12 protein-coding genes are annotated in these 15,997 nt (G+C 63.8%); 8 read left to right on the forward strand and 4 right to left on the reverse strand.

Annotated features, from left to right (window positions below):
* Positions 1-22: 22 nt before the first annotated feature.
* The 4 genes from BUB39_RS05565 to BUB39_RS05580 form a co-directional block, all read right to left on the reverse strand.
* Positions 23-2,032, reverse strand: coding sequence for a GumC family protein (locus BUB39_RS05565; protein WP_175561740.1), 2,010 nt, complete (start codon positions 2,030-2,032; stop codon positions 23-25).
* Positions 2,033-2,237: 205 nt separating this feature from the next.
* Complete coding sequence (locus BUB39_RS05570) at positions 2,238-3,407, reverse strand: glycosyltransferase family 4 protein (RefSeq protein ID WP_084526912.1); 1,170 nt, start codon at positions 3,405-3,407, stop codon at positions 2,238-2,240.
* The gene (locus tag BUB39_RS05575) at positions 3,392-4,501 is read right to left on the reverse strand and encodes a glycosyltransferase family 4 protein (RefSeq protein WP_073051950.1); all 1,110 of its coding nucleotides are present in this window, start codon (positions 4,499-4,501) and stop codon (positions 3,392-3,394) included. Before BUB39_RS05575 ends, BUB39_RS05570 begins: the two co-directional genes overlap by 16 nt.
* 79 nt (positions 4,502-4,580) lie before the next feature.
* Positions 4,581-5,795, reverse strand: coding sequence for a polysaccharide biosynthesis/export family protein (locus BUB39_RS05580; RefSeq protein ID WP_073051951.1), 1,215 nt, complete (start codon positions 5,793-5,795; stop codon positions 4,581-4,583).
* Positions 5,796-6,198: 403 nt separating this feature from the next.
* Here BUB39_RS05580 and BUB39_RS05585 point away from each other — a divergent pair, with 403 nt between their 5' ends.
* The 8 genes from BUB39_RS05585 (at position 6,199) to BUB39_RS05620 (ending at position 15,860) form a co-directional block, all read left to right on the forward strand.
* Positions 6,199-7,539, forward strand: coding sequence for an O-antigen ligase family protein (locus BUB39_RS05585; RefSeq protein WP_073051952.1), 1,341 nt, complete (start codon positions 6,199-6,201; stop codon positions 7,537-7,539).
* Positions 7,536-9,695: a right-handed parallel beta-helix repeat-containing protein gene (locus BUB39_RS05590; protein WP_073051953.1), complete on the forward strand. Its 2,160-nt coding sequence runs from the start codon at positions 7,536-7,538 to the stop codon at positions 9,693-9,695. Before BUB39_RS05585 ends, BUB39_RS05590 begins: the two co-directional genes overlap by 4 nt.
* Positions 9,696-9,993: 298 nt before the next feature.
* Entirely contained in the window at positions 9,994-10,551 is a 558-nt protein-coding gene (locus BUB39_RS05595) for an acyltransferase (RefSeq protein WP_073052808.1), read from the forward strand.
* Positions 10,539-11,567: a Gfo/Idh/MocA family protein gene (locus BUB39_RS05600; protein WP_073051954.1), complete on the forward strand. Its 1,029-nt coding sequence runs from the start codon at positions 10,539-10,541 to the stop codon at positions 11,565-11,567. Before BUB39_RS05595 ends, BUB39_RS05600 begins: the two co-directional genes overlap by 13 nt.
* Entirely contained in the window at positions 11,564-12,679 is a 1,116-nt protein-coding gene (locus tag BUB39_RS05605; RefSeq protein WP_073051955.1) for a DegT/DnrJ/EryC1/StrS family aminotransferase, read from the forward strand. The genes BUB39_RS05600 and BUB39_RS05605 overlap by 4 nt, the downstream gene beginning before the upstream one ends.
* Positions 12,680-12,703: 24 nt before the next feature.
* Positions 12,704-13,690: an SDR family NAD(P)-dependent oxidoreductase gene (locus tag BUB39_RS05610; RefSeq protein WP_073052809.1), complete on the forward strand. Its 987-nt coding sequence runs from the start codon at positions 12,704-12,706 to the stop codon at positions 13,688-13,690.
* Positions 13,687-14,862 (forward strand): DegT/DnrJ/EryC1/StrS family aminotransferase, encoded by a 1,176-nt coding sequence (locus tag BUB39_RS05615; RefSeq protein WP_073051956.1) that lies wholly within the window; start codon positions 13,687-13,689, stop codon positions 14,860-14,862. The genes BUB39_RS05610 and BUB39_RS05615 overlap by 4 nt, the downstream gene beginning before the upstream one ends.
* Positions 14,859-15,860, forward strand: coding sequence for a hypothetical protein (locus tag BUB39_RS05620; protein ID WP_244540155.1), 1,002 nt, complete (start codon positions 14,859-14,861; stop codon positions 15,858-15,860). Before BUB39_RS05615 ends, BUB39_RS05620 begins: the two co-directional genes overlap by 4 nt.
* Positions 15,861-15,997 lie beyond the last annotated feature (137 nt).

Here is a 15,997-nt window from a genome sequence, read left to right on the forward strand (position 1 = left end):
ATCCCGGGCGGGCCCAGCGGGATCAGACCGAGTTGTGATAGGCCTGGATCGAGGGCGCGAACATCTCGGCGTCCTTATATCCGTATAGCTTGTGCTTGCTCGGGTTGACGCGGTTCATAACAACCATGATCTCGCCCTTGCTCGTTCCCTCGAGCCGATCGGCGGCGAACTCAACCGACCGCATCCGCGTCCGCGCCCACTGGACGACGAGCACAGTGCGTTCGACCTGTCCGGCCAGATAGAGGGTGTCCGTGGAGGCGAGGACCGGAGCACTGTCGATGATGACGAGCCTCGCCTCCGACTGGGCGAGCTTCAAGAGGCGGGAGAGATCCGCAAGGTAGAGGCCGCGGCGAATACGGGTCTTGCCGCGGGGCACAATGTCGATGCCGCTGCTCGCGTCGTGATGAATGATAGCGGAGATGTCGGCGTCGCCGGCGAGATAGTCCCCAAGCCCTTCGGCATGATCGAGATGGAACGCCGTGCTCAAGCTGCCGCGCAGGAGATCTCCGTCGATCAAGAGGACCGGCTGGCCAGCCGCAACAAGCTCGGCGGCCAGGGCACGCGCGACGAAAGTCTTGCCTTCGCCGTCAAGTGCCGAACTGACGATGAGGCTTGCCGGAAGGCGACCGCCATTCGACTGCTTCAGTGAAATGATGATCGAGCGAACGGCCTCGCCGAACGGGCCGCCAGGTCGCATCCGCGTACCGGACTGCCTGTCCTTCCCGAACCACCGCGGGGCGATTGGTAGCAGACCCGCGGGAGCGAGAGACGAGAAGCGGCTCAATTGCTGTGCGCTGCGCACCCTCTGGTCCAGCATCTCGCGGATGAAAGCCACGGTGACGGCGATCGAAAGCGAAGCCAGCAGAGCACCAATCAGATAAAAGGAGCGGCCTCGACCCTGCGGAAACTGCGGAACCGTGGCGGGCGACAGCAATTCGACGTCCGCCTCCGGCATCATCGCCTGGTCAGACAGCGAGCGTCGGCGTTGTTCCAGCTTATCGAGCGCGGTCTGTTCGGTGGCAGCCGCGCGAACCAGTTCCTCGAGATCAGCCTGCTCCATGGCGGAGCGCGCAAGTTGATCCTCCGCCAGCCGCAACGCCTCGTTCACCTCACGACTTTCCCGGTTGAGGCTCGCGAGCTTGGCGCGCTCGGACTGGACATAACGCGAGATCTCGAGATCCAGCGCCGACCTGGACGCCTCCAGCTTCTGCTTCTGGGCGATGACCTCATCGGCACCATTGCCGAAGGTCTTCAGCAGCCGATCGAGATCCACTTGTTCGCGGGCGATCTGGCGCTGCAGTTCGGCTATTGCGTCCGGCACGACGATTTCTTGCAACGCTTGCTCGCGGCCCGGCCCCTGCAGCGCAGCAATTGTCGTCAGCGTCTCTTTCGTGCTTTGAGCGATGTCCCCCGCCTTGGCGCTGAGATCGGCCGCCGCTTTCACCTGCTCGGCCCGCGCATCGAGAGACATCGCGCCGCGGCTTTCGCGATATGACTGGACGGCAGCGCGCGCCTCCTGGACACGCTGCTGCTGCTCGGCGATGCGGTGCGTAACCCATTGCTGGGTCGCTTCCAGGCGGCGACGGTCATTGTCGCCCCGTTCATCGAGATAGACGTTGAGAAGCGTGTTGGGCACGGCGGCGGCCAGTTTCGGATCCCGCGAGGTGAAGCCGATCTGGATAACGCTGGAAACCGGGTCCCGACTGACCGAAAGCGCGCGCTCATATTCCTCGACGACGCGGTTGTCGTCCGCATTTGACGTCGGTGTTTCCTCGGAAGTGCCCATCAAGTTGCGAAGGGCATCGCGCCACTCCGCGATCATGCTCGGCTTGCGCAAGGCGGGGTTGAATTCTTCCCGATCGGCCAGCTTGAGTTCTCGGACCATGCGCTCCGACGTGCTCCGCGCCAGCATCCGCTCGGTCTCCGACGAGAGTTCGAGTGTGTCGGTTCGGCCAGCCTCCCGCGCATCGAGCGTGTTGGCGAGCGAGTTGCGGATGATCAGGCGGGTATCAGCATGGTAGACCGGTTTCATGGAGATGATCGCCGGCGAAATCGCGGCCGTAAGCAGCAGTGTCAAAACAACGATAAGAACGATTCTCCGCCTGATAAGCCGGAAGCCAGATGTAAGGTCGAAATCTTCCGGTCGTGCTTCCATGGCATCTGGTGATGAATAGCGTACGAAAGTTCGAGATATACTGTCGTTTGATGGGATCGCTACGGTCATCGGAGGCGTACCACTACCTGGTTCCATTAGTGACAGTTTCATAGATTCGCTCCAGGGACCGGCGATAGGACGCCATGCTGAATTGGGCGAGATAGGCCGCGCGTGCCTGCATCGAGAGCGCGCGCCGCGTTTCGGGCTCGCTGACGAGGCGAGCCAGGGCCGAGGCCAGAGCGTCCACATCGCCGGGCGGCACGAAAAGGCCGGAGCTGCCATCGGTGATGACTTCCTCATGCGCGCCGACCCGTGTGGTGACGATGGCGAGGCCATGCGCCAGCCCCTCGACGACCGCCATCGCCAGACCCTCGGCATGGGAGGGCAGCGTGAGAATATCTGCGCGAGCGCAGAGCGCCCGCGTCTCGTCCGGACCAAGCCAGCCGGGCATCTCGACCCGGTCCGCAATTCCGAGCTCGCGGGCCTGCCGCCGGTATTCGTCCACCGGTCCGTCACCAGCAAGGACCGCCCGCCAGCGGAGCTGCATCATCGTGGGATGGCTCAATGCCCGAAGCAGTTCGGGAACGCCCTTGCGCTCGCTGAGCCGCCCAAGGAACACGATCCTTGTCTCGTCATTGTCGCGAAGCCTCGGCCCGCCCGGGTCGGGAACGCAGTTGGGGAGAACGGACACGCGGCGCTGATCGACCCCGAGCACGGTCGTCAGCGTCTGATGATCACGCCGGCCAAGCGCCACGACGTGATCTGCCTTCTTGAACATCGGCAGAACCGCTGCCTGGTCCGCGGCGGAGCGGGCGTTGAAGTCGGCGGCGTAGTCGTAATCGTGCAAGTGAACGAGATGACGGCATCCAAGTCGGCGTGCGGCGGCCGTCAGGATACGCTTGCGCACCGTGCTGCCCCTGCCCGCAACGTGGATATGATGCACGCGCCGGGGCGACACGACACGGTCGCGGGTCATCAGCAGGATCGCAAAGGCGAGCCTCGGCAATGAGGTCAGCGGAAACCAGCGAGGCCCGCGCGTATCCGTCACGACATGGACGATTCCGTCCTTGCCGAAGCTGTCGACGATATAGCCTGCCATGCGGCCGATGCCGCCGCCATGCTCACGGCCGCCGGCGACGTAATGGCGGACGGATAAGGCACCGGCTCTGGTCGACCTGTCGTCGACGCCGGCCGGAATAGCCGTGCCATGCACGGTTTCCGGCCCGGAAATGCTGTTCAGCTCGGCGCGCATGGATCCACCACCTTGCGATAGAGCGAGGCCGCGGCGGCTCCGACAGCCTTGGGTGCGTTGGGGCCATTCGCCCAGGCAAGGGCGCTTGCTCCGAGCTCGGCCCGAAGGTCGGCGCCATGAGCCAGGAGTTTGATGGCGTGCGCCAGCTGCTGCGGATCGCCCGGCGGAACCACAAGTCCGAGACCGTTCTGCGTCACGCTGGCGCGGAGTTCTCCGACATCGGTCACGACGACAGGCTTGCCGAATGCGGCCGCGAGGTTGAGGACGCCGCTTTGCGAGGCCTCCGTATAGGGCAGCACGACGATGTCGGTGTCCGTGAAGAGCTGCGCCACTTCGGCGTCCTCGATGAAGTGATTGCGAATGTCGTAGCGATCCGGGTGGCCCATCAGGCCCCGAAAGGCCCAGGGATCATCCCCGCGGCCGGCGATCGTGATGCGGAGATTGGGCACGGTCTCGCCGAGCGCCGCCTCGGCCCGGATCAAATGCTCCAGGCCCTTATAGGCAAAGATCCGGCCGAACAGCAGGACGCGAAAAGCGTCGTCGCCTTGCGGCCGTGTCAGCTGCCTCTGGCGCGCGAAGTCCGCGTAACGCTGGATGCTCGGATGGGACAGCACATGGACGTGGTCGACAGGTTTCGCATAACGCTGCAGGACCATCTTCCGAAGGCTCTCGCCGTGGACGACGATGTGGCCGGACTGGCGGACCATCAGTTCGGTCGCCCATCGCGGCAAGGTTCGGCTGTCGGCGTCTCCCGGATGCAGCTCGACGTCATGCACCGTGGTGACCAGGGGAATCGGGCGCCAGAACGGCGCGGCAAAGTTCAGCCAAAGCGTCGAGTTGCTGAGGAGATGGATCAGCGTCGGCGCTTCCTGCCTGATGAGTTGCGAAAGCTTCAGGAGAAAGATCGGGTTGGCGGGCGAGCGATGTCGCGGCCAGTCCAACAGCCTCAGATCGACGGCGGGATCGAACCAAGACTCCAGATGAGCATAGCGGCGCTTCGGAACACCCAAGACCACAGGCAGATGCTGCGCGACGCCATTCACGAAGGCGATCGTGTAGTCCTCGAGTTCGGCGACGAGCATCAGCACTTTCATCGCCGCACCTCCACCGTACGGGCGAAGCGGCCGTCCTCGATGCGCCTTTGGGAAGCCAAGACGTGATGAAAGGTCAGCATCAGCCTGATCCCTTCAGGAAGGATATGTCGAGGACGTCGCCCGGCATGATCTCGGTATCCATCGACGCGGCGATTGGTGCCTTCTGTCCGGCGTTCGGCCGGTAGATTTCGACGACGGTCTGGAACTGGCGATCCGTCGCCTCGGACAGGTCGTCGCCTGCATTGAGAATTTGGCTCGAAAGAGCCTCGAGCTCGGCCTTCAAACGGGTTCGATCGGCCATCGCCTCCCGCATCTGCTGACTAATTTCCATTCGCCAATTGATGTCAGCGGTCTTCAACTCGTACTCGACCGTGGCCCGACTTTGCCGCGCGCGCGCCATGAAGGCTTGGTTCTCAAGAAGATCCTGCGAGGCCTGCGACTGCACATGCTCCAGTTCCTGCAGGCGCGGCAGCGGCACCAGCCCCTTCTCAACCAGCGCCCGGGTCGTCTCGACCTGCCGGCCCGTCAGATCCCGCTCGTTCTTCTGCAGGCCCGACTGTTGGTCGAGAACATCGATCTCTAGATCGTAGAGGGCGAGCGCATCGCGCAAGTGCACCTGGTTTTCCGTCCAGGTCTGGAGGCGGTCCTTCAGAATGTTGCCGTCGAGCGACGCAAGAGCGTCGCGGTCCTGCGCCGGCACGCTTCCAGCCGCCGCGGGTGGCGCAGCCGTCTCGCGCCTTGCCAGCTCGGAGTCGAGGCGGGCGATGCGACTGTTGACCTGCAACAACTGATAGGAAACCGTCTTCCATTTCGCCCGCAGCTCGGGGATGTCGACCGCCGCCGCGTTCTGCTCCTGGTCCTGCCCGGCACCTCCGGCAAGGATCAGCGCATGGCGAACCGTCATTCCGGGCTCGAAGTCGATTGATCCGGGCCGCCGAACCTTGCCGCCGACATAGACAGGCCGGTATTTGGTCATTTCGACGAGGACGTTCGGCGCCTTCAGAATATCGCGCTTGGCGAGTTCCTCTGCGATGCGCGCCCCGGCTTCCTCGAGGCGCAGACCCTGGACGGCGATACCGCCGAGCTGCGGCATCATGATCCTGCCGTCGACATCAACCCTGCGATCGCCATCGAATCTGGAAGCATCGGCCACAGATATGTGAACCGTGTCGCCGGGCTCGATCAGGAGGTCGGCCCGGCAGGGCGACATCCCCATCGTTAGAATCGCGAAGACAGCGAGCAGCGCTGCGCGGATATCCGGCTGAAGCAGGCTGGAACGGCATGTTGGCATCATCGGGCTCTCTCACCCTGGAGACCGCCCTTCACAGGAAGGCCCCGGTCGGACCAGGCTTCGCATCACGCCATCGGCGGCTGTTCGGGACGCTTTAGGGCAGCCTCCGACATTCGGCGGCCACGGGAAAAGACTAGCGGAGATGCGACACGGGCCGCAGTTGGGCATATGGCGCATGCCGGCGATCGGTCCCTCGTCCATCGTCATCAGCCACACGAAACGCCGCAGCCAAATGTCGTTCGCGGCTAATGCTTTCGGCGACGATGCCTCGTCCTTTGGCGCCTCCCCCGAAATCGATTGACTCCGTTTCGCGTGGCGCCGCCGCGGACGATGCTGAGCTGTGTCGCCAGAAAGGCGGGCCGCCACGCGAAGCGGAGCCGCGACCTTGCAGACAGAGGCAAGCTTGATGAGATCGTTGACTTACCGCGGAGATGGCAAGCTGTCGGTGCGCTGGCGGACCATCGAATGGTGGGGCGCGGGCATCTGCCTCCTCCTGCAGACGGGCGCATTCTTTCCGCTGCTGATGGCTGGTCCGGTGGGCGAACTCAGTGATGCCGGCAAGGCGAAGCTTCGGCTGGTGTCTCTCCCGGTCTATGCCTTCACGCTTCTGATCCTGTCGCAGAATGTCCGGCCCTTCCTGATCGCGCTCGCGCGCAATGTGCCGCTGCAACTGCTGACGCTGCTGCCCCTCGCCTCAGTGGTCTGGTCGGTCAGTCCGTCGACGACGCTGAGGCGTGCCATCGGCCTCTTGTTCAGCATCCTGCTCGCTTATGTGCTGGCGATCCGCTTCACACCGCGACAGCTGCTCCTATTGCTGATGATCGTGATCGGGGTCTGCATCGTCGCGAGCCTCGGTGCGGTTGTGGCTTTGCCGAGCTACGCCAGGACACCGACCGACGGAACGATCCGTGGTGTGTTCCTCACCAAGAATACGCTCGGCTGGTATGCAAGCGTCCTGGCGCTGATCTGCGGTGTGATCGCGCTCGACGGCTCGATGGGATATCGGAAGACGGCATTGGCTCTGCTGGTCGCAAGCCTTGCCTGTCTCGCCGGTTCCACCTCGATGACAGCGATCATCGCGACAACGTCGGCGGCCTGCGTCTATGTCATCTATGCCCTGCTGCCGAAGGTCCGCGGCGTGGTGCGGGTCGTGTATGTCCTGGTTGTCATCCAGACAGCGGTGCTGATCCTCGTCGTGATGCACGAATATCTGGTGCCTCTCCTCACGGCGCTCGGCAAGGACGCGACGCTGACGGGGCGCGTGCCGCTCTGGGAACTGGTCGATGCCGAGATCAGCAGGCATCTGCTTCTCGGCTTCGGCTTTCAGGCATTCTGGACCGAGGGGAACCCCTTGGCCTGGGCGATCTGGAACAAGGTCGCCTGGATGCCTCCCCATGCCCACAACGGCTATCGCGACATCCTGCTCAGCTTCGGCGTGGGCGGCTTCGTCCTGTTTTGCGGCGTCGTTATGCGCGCAGTCCATCAAGGCGCAGTGCTGCAGTGCCGGGAGCCTCAGGAGGGCTGGCTATGGCTAAACGTGTTCCTGATCATGGTGCTGGTCATGAACCTCACGGAGAGCCTGTTCCTGAATCAGAACGACTGCATCGCGACGATGTTCGCGACCGCGATCATCATGTTTTCCGTCTGCGCCCCTGTCCGCGCGGATCAGATCATTCGCTATTCGCCGGTGGCAGAGCCGGACTTCGCGCCGCCCCTCTCCCCCGCTACCAACGAGTCGAACCCGTGAGCCGCCATCTTGCCGCCGCAGCGCTTGTCTGCATCCTGCTTCATTCCGGACGGTCGGACGCGTGGGCGGACACCGCTGGCGCGACAGAAGCGGTTTCGGCCACGGTCACGCCTGGCCGGTCCTTCCCGCCCGAACTCGCGCCCGAATTTGGCAAAGGATGGCCGTGCGGCGACGGCAGCCCTTCGTCAACTGCGCAAGGGTCCATAGCTCAAAAAGCGACGGGCGCCGTGTTCCATGTCTCGACGGAAGGACGGGACGACTGGAGCGGCCGTCTTGCGAAGCCGAACGACGCCGGCAGCGACGGCCCTTTCGCCAGCATCGAAGCGGCACGTGACGCCGTGCGTACAGCCGCCGTCCCCGGCCGGATCGTCGTTGCGGGCGGCGATTACTATCTGACACAGCCGGTGCTGTTCAATGCTGAAGACAGGGGGCTGGCGATCGTCGCAGCCTGTGGCGAGAGGCCGGTGCTGCATGGTGGCACGCTTGTGGAAGGATGGACGAAGACCGACCAAGGCCGCTGGACAGCTGCGCTGCCGCCATCCATCCGGGACAGCAACGTCACAGCCTTGTTCGTCGACGGCGATGCGCGCCCGCTCGCGCGCTATCCCGATGCACCGACCGCCGGCGATCCGCGGAAGGGGTGGCTCTTCGCCGCCAAGCCGACAGCCGACCAATGGCAGGGCAACACTGAGTTTCGCTATCATCGTGAGGATCTGCCCAAAATCGAGGAGCCGAAACGGGTTGTCGCGCATATTCTCGGCGGCTTCAGCCCGGGCAGCCAATGGGGCAGCGACACGCTGCCGGTGACCGCGATCGATACCACGACTGACACCGTGCATACTGAAGGGACGGGCTATTTCTTCACTGCCGAAGGCAGCCGTTACTTTCTTGCCGGCGCACAGGAATTTCTCACTGCGCCGGGGGAGTGGTGGCAAGACAGGGATGCCGGACGGATCGACTATATAGCCGACGATCCGACATTTCCGCGCGCCAAAGTCATTGCCGGCGTCCTGCCGACATTCTTCCGGCTGCAAGGGGCCGATCAAATGCTGATCGCCGGGCTGGAGCTGCGCGACGGCGCACCGCTCGGCAGCGGCAAGCTTGGCACCGATACGCGCGGCTTTGGCGCCATCCGGTTGGAACAGGCCAATGGTGTAGCGGTCGTCGACAATGTCATCGAAAATGTCGGCGTCGGCATCCATGTCTCGGAGAGTGCCGATGTCCTGATCGCGGGCAACGAGATCAGCCATATTGCCGGCACTGGCATCTATATCGGCACCGAATACGGTCGCTTCGGCAAGTCGATTGGCGCGCGGGTCCTGTCGAACCACATCCACGATATCGGCACCGTCTATTTCGAGAGCGCCGGAATCTTCTTCCAGGCGGCCGACACGATCAGGATCGCGGATAACCTGATCGAGGATCTGTCGCAGTTCGGCATTGCGGGTGGGTCGATCTGGGGCAGTGACGACAGCGTCCACGACGCCGTCATCGAGGACAATGCCGTGCACCGGGCCAATCAGCAGACGGCGGATGGGGGGGCCATCAAGCTGATGGGCATGCAGGCCGATTCCCTCGATAGCATCATCCGCCGCAATCTCGTCACCGATACCGACCAGCTGATGAATCGTGCCGACGGAACATTCTGGCCGGCGCGTTATGAGAGCACGAGCGAGTGGCCAACGCCCATCAGCTGGGCGATCTATCTCGACGGCAAGGCCAGTGGCGTCCTGATCGAGGACAACACCCTGTCGCGGAATGTGTCAGCCATCGGTATCAATGGCGGCTGGAGCAATGTGGTGCGAGGCAACCGGATTTCCGATGGCTTCGGCTCGGCCTTCCGCATCGACGACGGCTCGGGCCGTGATTGGCGCCCAGACTGGGCCGAGCCAAACCGCATCGAAGACAACAGCGTGACCCTCACGGCGGAAGACGGTCTGGCCGCTTCGGTCTATGCCCCCGGACATGGCGCCAGCTATGTCCATTTCGTGCGCAATCACTATTTCGGTCCTCTGGACAGCCACAGCTTCCAGTATCAGCCAAACGTCATGGCCTCCGGGCAGTTCGGCAGCCTCGCCGACCTCCAGAGCGCGGGGCTCGACGAGGGCAGCAGCATCATGCCGGCGGACCCGGCGTCGCCGGAAGTGCTGCCATAGTTTGGCACTGCAGGCTCGCGCGGCTGCGTATGGCGGCCTTCACATTCGTGCATCGGATCTTTGGCAGCCGAGACCATGTTCCCACATGGGCCGAGGCGCTTTGCGCATTCTCAAACGGCAGATGATCCCTTTGGCCGGATGGATGTCCGTCTCTAACCCCCATCCACCTTAGGAAGTAGGCAACGCCCCATCGGGCAATGCCCATTTTGGTCGGGTTTCAGCGACCCGGAAACCGGCTATCTCAAAGATGTTCAATAGCAACGGCAACAACATCTCACGACTCGAGGGCCGCTCAACGATGCCGATCAATTCAAGCTCTATCGCAGACGACGTCGTTATTTCTTATCCAGATCTCGTCAACATCTATGGCTGCCAAATCGGCGCCGGGTCACGGGTCGGCCCCTTCGTCGAAATCCAGAAGGGCAGCAAGATCGGCCGTCGCTGCAAGATATCATCACACTCCTTCATCTGCGAAGGTGTCACGATCGAGGACGAGGTGATGGTGGCGCATGGCGTCATGTTCACCAATGGCCTCTACCCGCGCTCGACGAATCCGGATGGTTCGCTGCAGCGGGACGGCGACTGGGAGTGTACGCCGACACTGGTGAAGCGCGGCGCGTCGCTCGGCTCGAATTCCACCATCGTGTGTGGTGTCACCATCGGGGCCAATGCCCTGGTCGGGGCCGGAGCCGTGGTGACACGAGATGTGCCGGACTTCGCCATCGTCGCCGGCGTCCCTGCGCGCATCATCGGCGATGTGCGGTCCGGAAGCCCGGACGCCCCTCATCCCAACAGCTTGCGAAACACGAATGGCGGTCATTCCGCAGCCAAGGTGGACGAACCATGCCAGGCATAGGTCTCATCGGATACGGCTATTGGGGGCCCAACCTTGCCCGGGCGATCGCCGAAGTCGACGCGGCCGCGCTTAGCGCGATCGCTGACATGTCGCCAGCGGCGCTCGAACGTGCCGGGCGCCGTCATCCATCGGCGCGCCTGCTCACCGACTGGCGCGACCTCATCGCGGATCCCGCGATCGACGCCGTCGTGATCTCGACGCCGGTCAGCACGCATTTCGACATGGCGCTCGCTGCGCTTCGCGCTGGCAAGCATGTCCTCGTCGAAAAGCCGATCACCGACAACGTCTTCAAGGCATCGCTGCTGGTCGAGGAGGCGGCACGCCGATCGCTCGTCCTGATGGTCGATCACACCTTCATCTACACAGGCGCGGTCCGGAAGATCAAAGACCTCATCACCGACGGCTCGATCGGCGACGTCTATTGCTATGATGCGACGCGGGTCAATCTCGGCCTTCTCCAGAAAGACGTCAGCGTCATCTGGGACCTTGCGGTGCATGACTTCGCGATCCTCGATTTCCTCATCGAGGCACGCCCGGTTGCCATCTCCGCAAGCGCCGCAGCGTTCCTGCCCAACAGCCCCGAGACGATGGCGCATCTTTCCATCTATTTCGACGACGGCGCCATGGCCCATCTCAACGTCAACTGGATGTCGCCGGTCAAGATCAGGCAGACGCTGATCAGCGGCCGCCAGCGCATGATCATCTATGACGACATGCAGAACAGCGAGAAGATCAAGGTTTATGATCGCGGCGTCGATCTTGCCGAAGGCCAAGATGACGATCGCGAGCGGCGGGTTTCCTATCGGATGGGTGAGATGTGGGCGCCCCAGATCTCGACCAAGGAAGCGCTGATCACGGAAATCGAGCAGTTCGTGCACAGCATCGAGAGCGCGGAGCGGCCCCCCTCGGATGGCGAGAGCGGACTGCGCGTCGTCGAGATGCTGGCGGCAGCGACCCGATCGGCCGCGCTGCGCGGTCAGCCCATGGAACTCGTTGATCTGAGGCGTGCATCATGATTCCTTTCCTTGATCTTCGCGCGCAATATGCCTCGATCGGCCCTCAGCTCGAGGCGGCCGTGATCGCGACCATGCGCGACGGCACCTTCGTCCTTGGCGAGCGCGTCGAGCGCTTCGAGAACAATTTCGCCGCCTATTGCGGCACGGACCACGCCGTGGCGGTCAACTCCGGCACGTCGGCTCTTCACCTAGCGCTCCTCGCCGCCGGCATCGGTCCGGGCGACGAGGTGATCACCGTGCCGGCGACCTTCGTCGCGACCACCGCGGCGATCGTCTATACCGGCGCAACGCCTGTGTTCGTCGACATCGATCCGATCACCTGGACCATGTCGCCCGAGCTCATCGCCGACAAGGTGACCAGCCGGACCAAGGCGATCATGCCGGTGCATCTGCACGGCCGGCTGGCCGACATGGCATCCATCTGCGCCATGGCCCGTCTTCTCGGCCTCATAGTGATCGAAGACGCCGCCCAGGCGCACGGAGCCGAGCGAGACGGCACACGCGCCGGCGCCTTCGGGGACATCGGCTGCTTCAGCTTCTATCCCGGCAAGAATCTTGGCGGTTGCGGCGAAGGCGGCATCGTCACCACCAACCGGGCCGACTTTGCGGCCACCATCCGCTCGTTGCGCGACTGGGGCCAGGAGGGCAAGTACAACCATGTCCGCCATGGCTTCAACTTCCGGATGGACACGGTCCAGGGTGCCGTCCTCGACGTGAAGCTGCCCCATCTTGATCGCTGGAACAGCCAGCGACGGCGGATCGCCAACATCTACAACGATCATCTTCGCGGACGGCTGGGCCTCCCGGCCGGGCCGATCGGTCTTGATCATTCCTGCCATGTCTATGCGGTCCAGTCCGAGGAGCGCGGCGACTTGCGGGCGACCCTCAACGATGCCGGCATCGCGACGGGCATTCACTATCCCGTGCCCGTTCATCTCCAGCCGGCCTATGCGCAGCTCGGCTACAGGGCTGGCGATTTTCCTGTCGCCGAGGCGCTGGCGCGCCGGTCGCTGTCTCTGCCGCTCTTTCCCGAACTATCGGACGACCAGGTCGCCTTCATCGTCGATGTCGTCAACGACGCGACGCTGCAGGACATCGTCCAGACCGCCTGAACCCTTGAGGAGGCACTCGTGAACATGCTGAACGGGGCGCGCGTCCTGGTGACCGGCGGCGCCGGATTCATCGGGTCCCATATCGTCGATCAACTGGTGACGGCCGGCTGCCGTGAGATTGTCGTCATCGACAATATGATCCGAGGTCGGGCCGCCAATCTTGCCGGGGCGCTCAAATCCAGCCGGGTTGAGATCATCGAAGGCGACATCCGCGATACCGCCTTGATGGAGAGGCTCGTCGCGAACACCGACACGGTGTTCCATCAGGCGGCATTGCGCATCACGCATTGCGCCGCCGAGCCCGACGAGGCGATGCAGGTCATGGTGGATGCCACATATCGTCTGCTGCGCCTCTGCACCGAGTGCAACGTTCGCAAGGTCGTCATGGCCTCCTCGGCGTCGATCTACGGCATGGCAGCGCATTTCCCGACGACGGAGAGCGACCATCCGTACGCGAACCGGACGCTTTACGGCGCGGCGAAGTCTTTCGGCGAGGGTCTGCTGCGTTCGTTCAACGACATGTACGGACTCGATTATGTCGCGCTGCGGTATTTCAACGTCTACGGCCCGCGCATGGACATCCACGGCCGCTACACCGAGGTGATGGTGCGCTGGATGGAGCGGATTGAGGCCGGAGAGCCGCCGCTGATCTTCGGCGACGGCCTGCAGACCATGGACATGATCCACGTCACCGACGTGGCGCGCGCCAACATTCTTGCCGCTACCGCGCCGGCCACCGACGCCGTCTTCAATGTCGGCTCGGGCACGGAGACCTCGCTGCTCGAACTCGCCGGGATCTTTGCAGTCGCAATGGGGCGCCCCGCCCTGCAGCCTGTCCATCAGGAAGCCCGCTCGATCAATCCCGTGCCGCGCCGGCTTGCCTCGACCAAGGCAGCGGAGGAAGCCCTGGGTTTCCGCGCTCGTGTCGGTCAACAGGAGGGAATCAGCGATCTCGTCGCCTGGTGGCGCGGCGAGAAGAAGGCGCAACAGGTCGAGGAGATGGCATCGTGATTCCGATTGCAAAACCTCTGCTCGGCCAGGAGGAAGCCGACGCGGCCAGCCGGACGATCCTTTCGGGCTGGCTGACGCAAGGGCCGCAGGTCGCGGCCTTCGAAGCCGAGTTCGCCACGCTCGTCGGCGCCGACTACGCCTGCGCGGTTGCCAATTGCACCGTGGCGCTTCATCTCGCGCTGCTGGCGCTCGAGGTCGGCGAGGGCGACGAGGTTATCACTGTCAGCCACACCTTCATCGCGACCGCCAATGCGGTTCGGCAGTGCGGCGCCACGCCCGTTTTCATCGATATCGGGCCCGACGGCTTCAACATGGACCCGAAGCTCATCGCAAGGGCGATCACCCCGCGCACCAAGGCGATCCTCTGCGTGCACCAGATGGGCATGCCATGCGACATGCGTTCCATCATGCGGGTGGCGCGGGCACACGGCCTTGCCGTAATCGAGGATGCCGCCTGTGCGATTGGTTCACAGATCCGCGTCGGCTCCGAGTGGCAGGCGATCGGCGCGCCCCAGGGCGATATCGTCTGCTTCTCCTTCCATCCCCGTAAGGTCCTGACCGTCGGCGACGGGGGCATGCTGACCACACGCAATCCGCAATGGGATGCTTTGTTCCGCCTCTGGCGCCAGCATGGCATGTCAGTCTCCGACACGGTGCGTCATGACAGCCGCAAAGTGCTTTTCGAGACCTATCCGGTGCGCGGCTTCAATTACCGGATGACGGACATCCAGGCTGCCGTCGGACGTGAGCAGTTGAAGCGCCTGCCCCAGATCATCGCCGCACGGCGGCGGCGGGCCGAGATCTACACCGCGGCGATCGCCCGGATGGATGGACTCGTCGCACCGAACGAACCGGATTGGGCCATGTCCAACTGGCAGAGCTACTGCGTGATGCTGGCACCCTGGCTCGATCAGCGCGCGATCATGCAGGCGATGCTGGACGAAGGCATCTCAACGCGGCGCGGCATCATGTGCGTTCATATGGAAGACGCCTATTCCGACCTGCCAAGACAGCATTCGCTGCGTCGCTCCGAAATCGCGCGCGACCAATCGATCATTCTGCCGCTCTACCCGCAGCTCACCAATGAAGAGCAGCTGAAAGTCATCGAGACGCTTGCCGGTGCAGTCACAAAGTCGGCCAGTTCGCCGCTCAGGGCGGCCCAATCCTCATGACAATGGAACCCGCCGAAACGCATCCCGGCACCGAGGACGAGATGCTTCACAGCATGAGGCGCCGCATCGACATCCTGCATCTCGATCTCTCGAAGCTCCAGGTCGTCACAGAGGCGGCGACGGGCGCCTATGCCGCCACCGCCGTGATCGCCGCCATGGCGGGCGCGGAGGTCCATGCCTGCGCCCGCGACACCGTTCATCACGGCAGCGCCCGCGACGCGATCGATGCGACGCGGCGCTTGGCCCGCCTCGCCGGCGTCGAGACGCGGATTTCCTTTTCGATCGGCGTCTCCACGGCAGCGCTGAACAGCTGCAGTATTCTCACGAATTCGGGCCGTCTTCGGCCGATCACGCGCGATGTCATCCGATTTCTGCCGCGTGAGGCCGTGATCGCCCTGATGTTCGAGGCATGGGAATTCCGTGGGACCGACTTCGATCTCCCGGCCTGCCGCGAGAACGGGATCCGTATCGCAGCGGTCAACGAGCGCCACCCCGACGTCGCTGTGTTTCCGTTCCTGGGGCCGCTTTGCGTGCGCCTGCTCCGAGACGGCGACATGAACGTCGACGGCAAGCGCATCGCCGTGCTCTGCGACAACCCATTTGCCGAATTTCTGATCGAGGGGCTCAGGGAAGCCGGTGCGACTGCCGAGCTTTTCAACGACATTACGCCGATGCGTGAAGACAGCTGGGACGCGGTGGTGCTTTCGATGACGCCGCGCGACCGGCCGCTTGGCCGGGCCTCGATGGACATGATCGCCCGACGCGCTCCTGGCGCGCTTCTCGCCCAGTTCTGGGGCGACATCGACCGCGCCGCGGCGCGCGTTGCCAGCCTTCGCGTCTGGCCCCTGACCGAGCCCGGCCAGGGTCATATGGGAATCCTCCTGAACCGCCTCGGCCCGGAGCCGATCATTCGCCTGCAGGCCGGAAGCCTCAAGGCAGCCGAGATGGTCTTTCGAGGCGAGCCCCTGCCGGCGGACGGCGTCGCCTCGCTTCTCTAGGTCCGAACCCAAAGGACGGTCGCTGAAGTCGGCGGATGCGCTCGGCCTATTGCCCGACGGTCGGCAAAACATACCGGCCTCAGGGCAGGACGGCGCAAATACTTCCGAGGCTTCATCCCGAGTTTCCGCCGGACGAG

It is taken from the genome of Kaistia soli DSM 19436, from assembly GCF_900129325.1.
In the GTDB taxonomy this organism is placed as follows: domain Bacteria; phylum Pseudomonadota; class Alphaproteobacteria; order Rhizobiales; family Kaistiaceae; genus Kaistia; species Kaistia soli.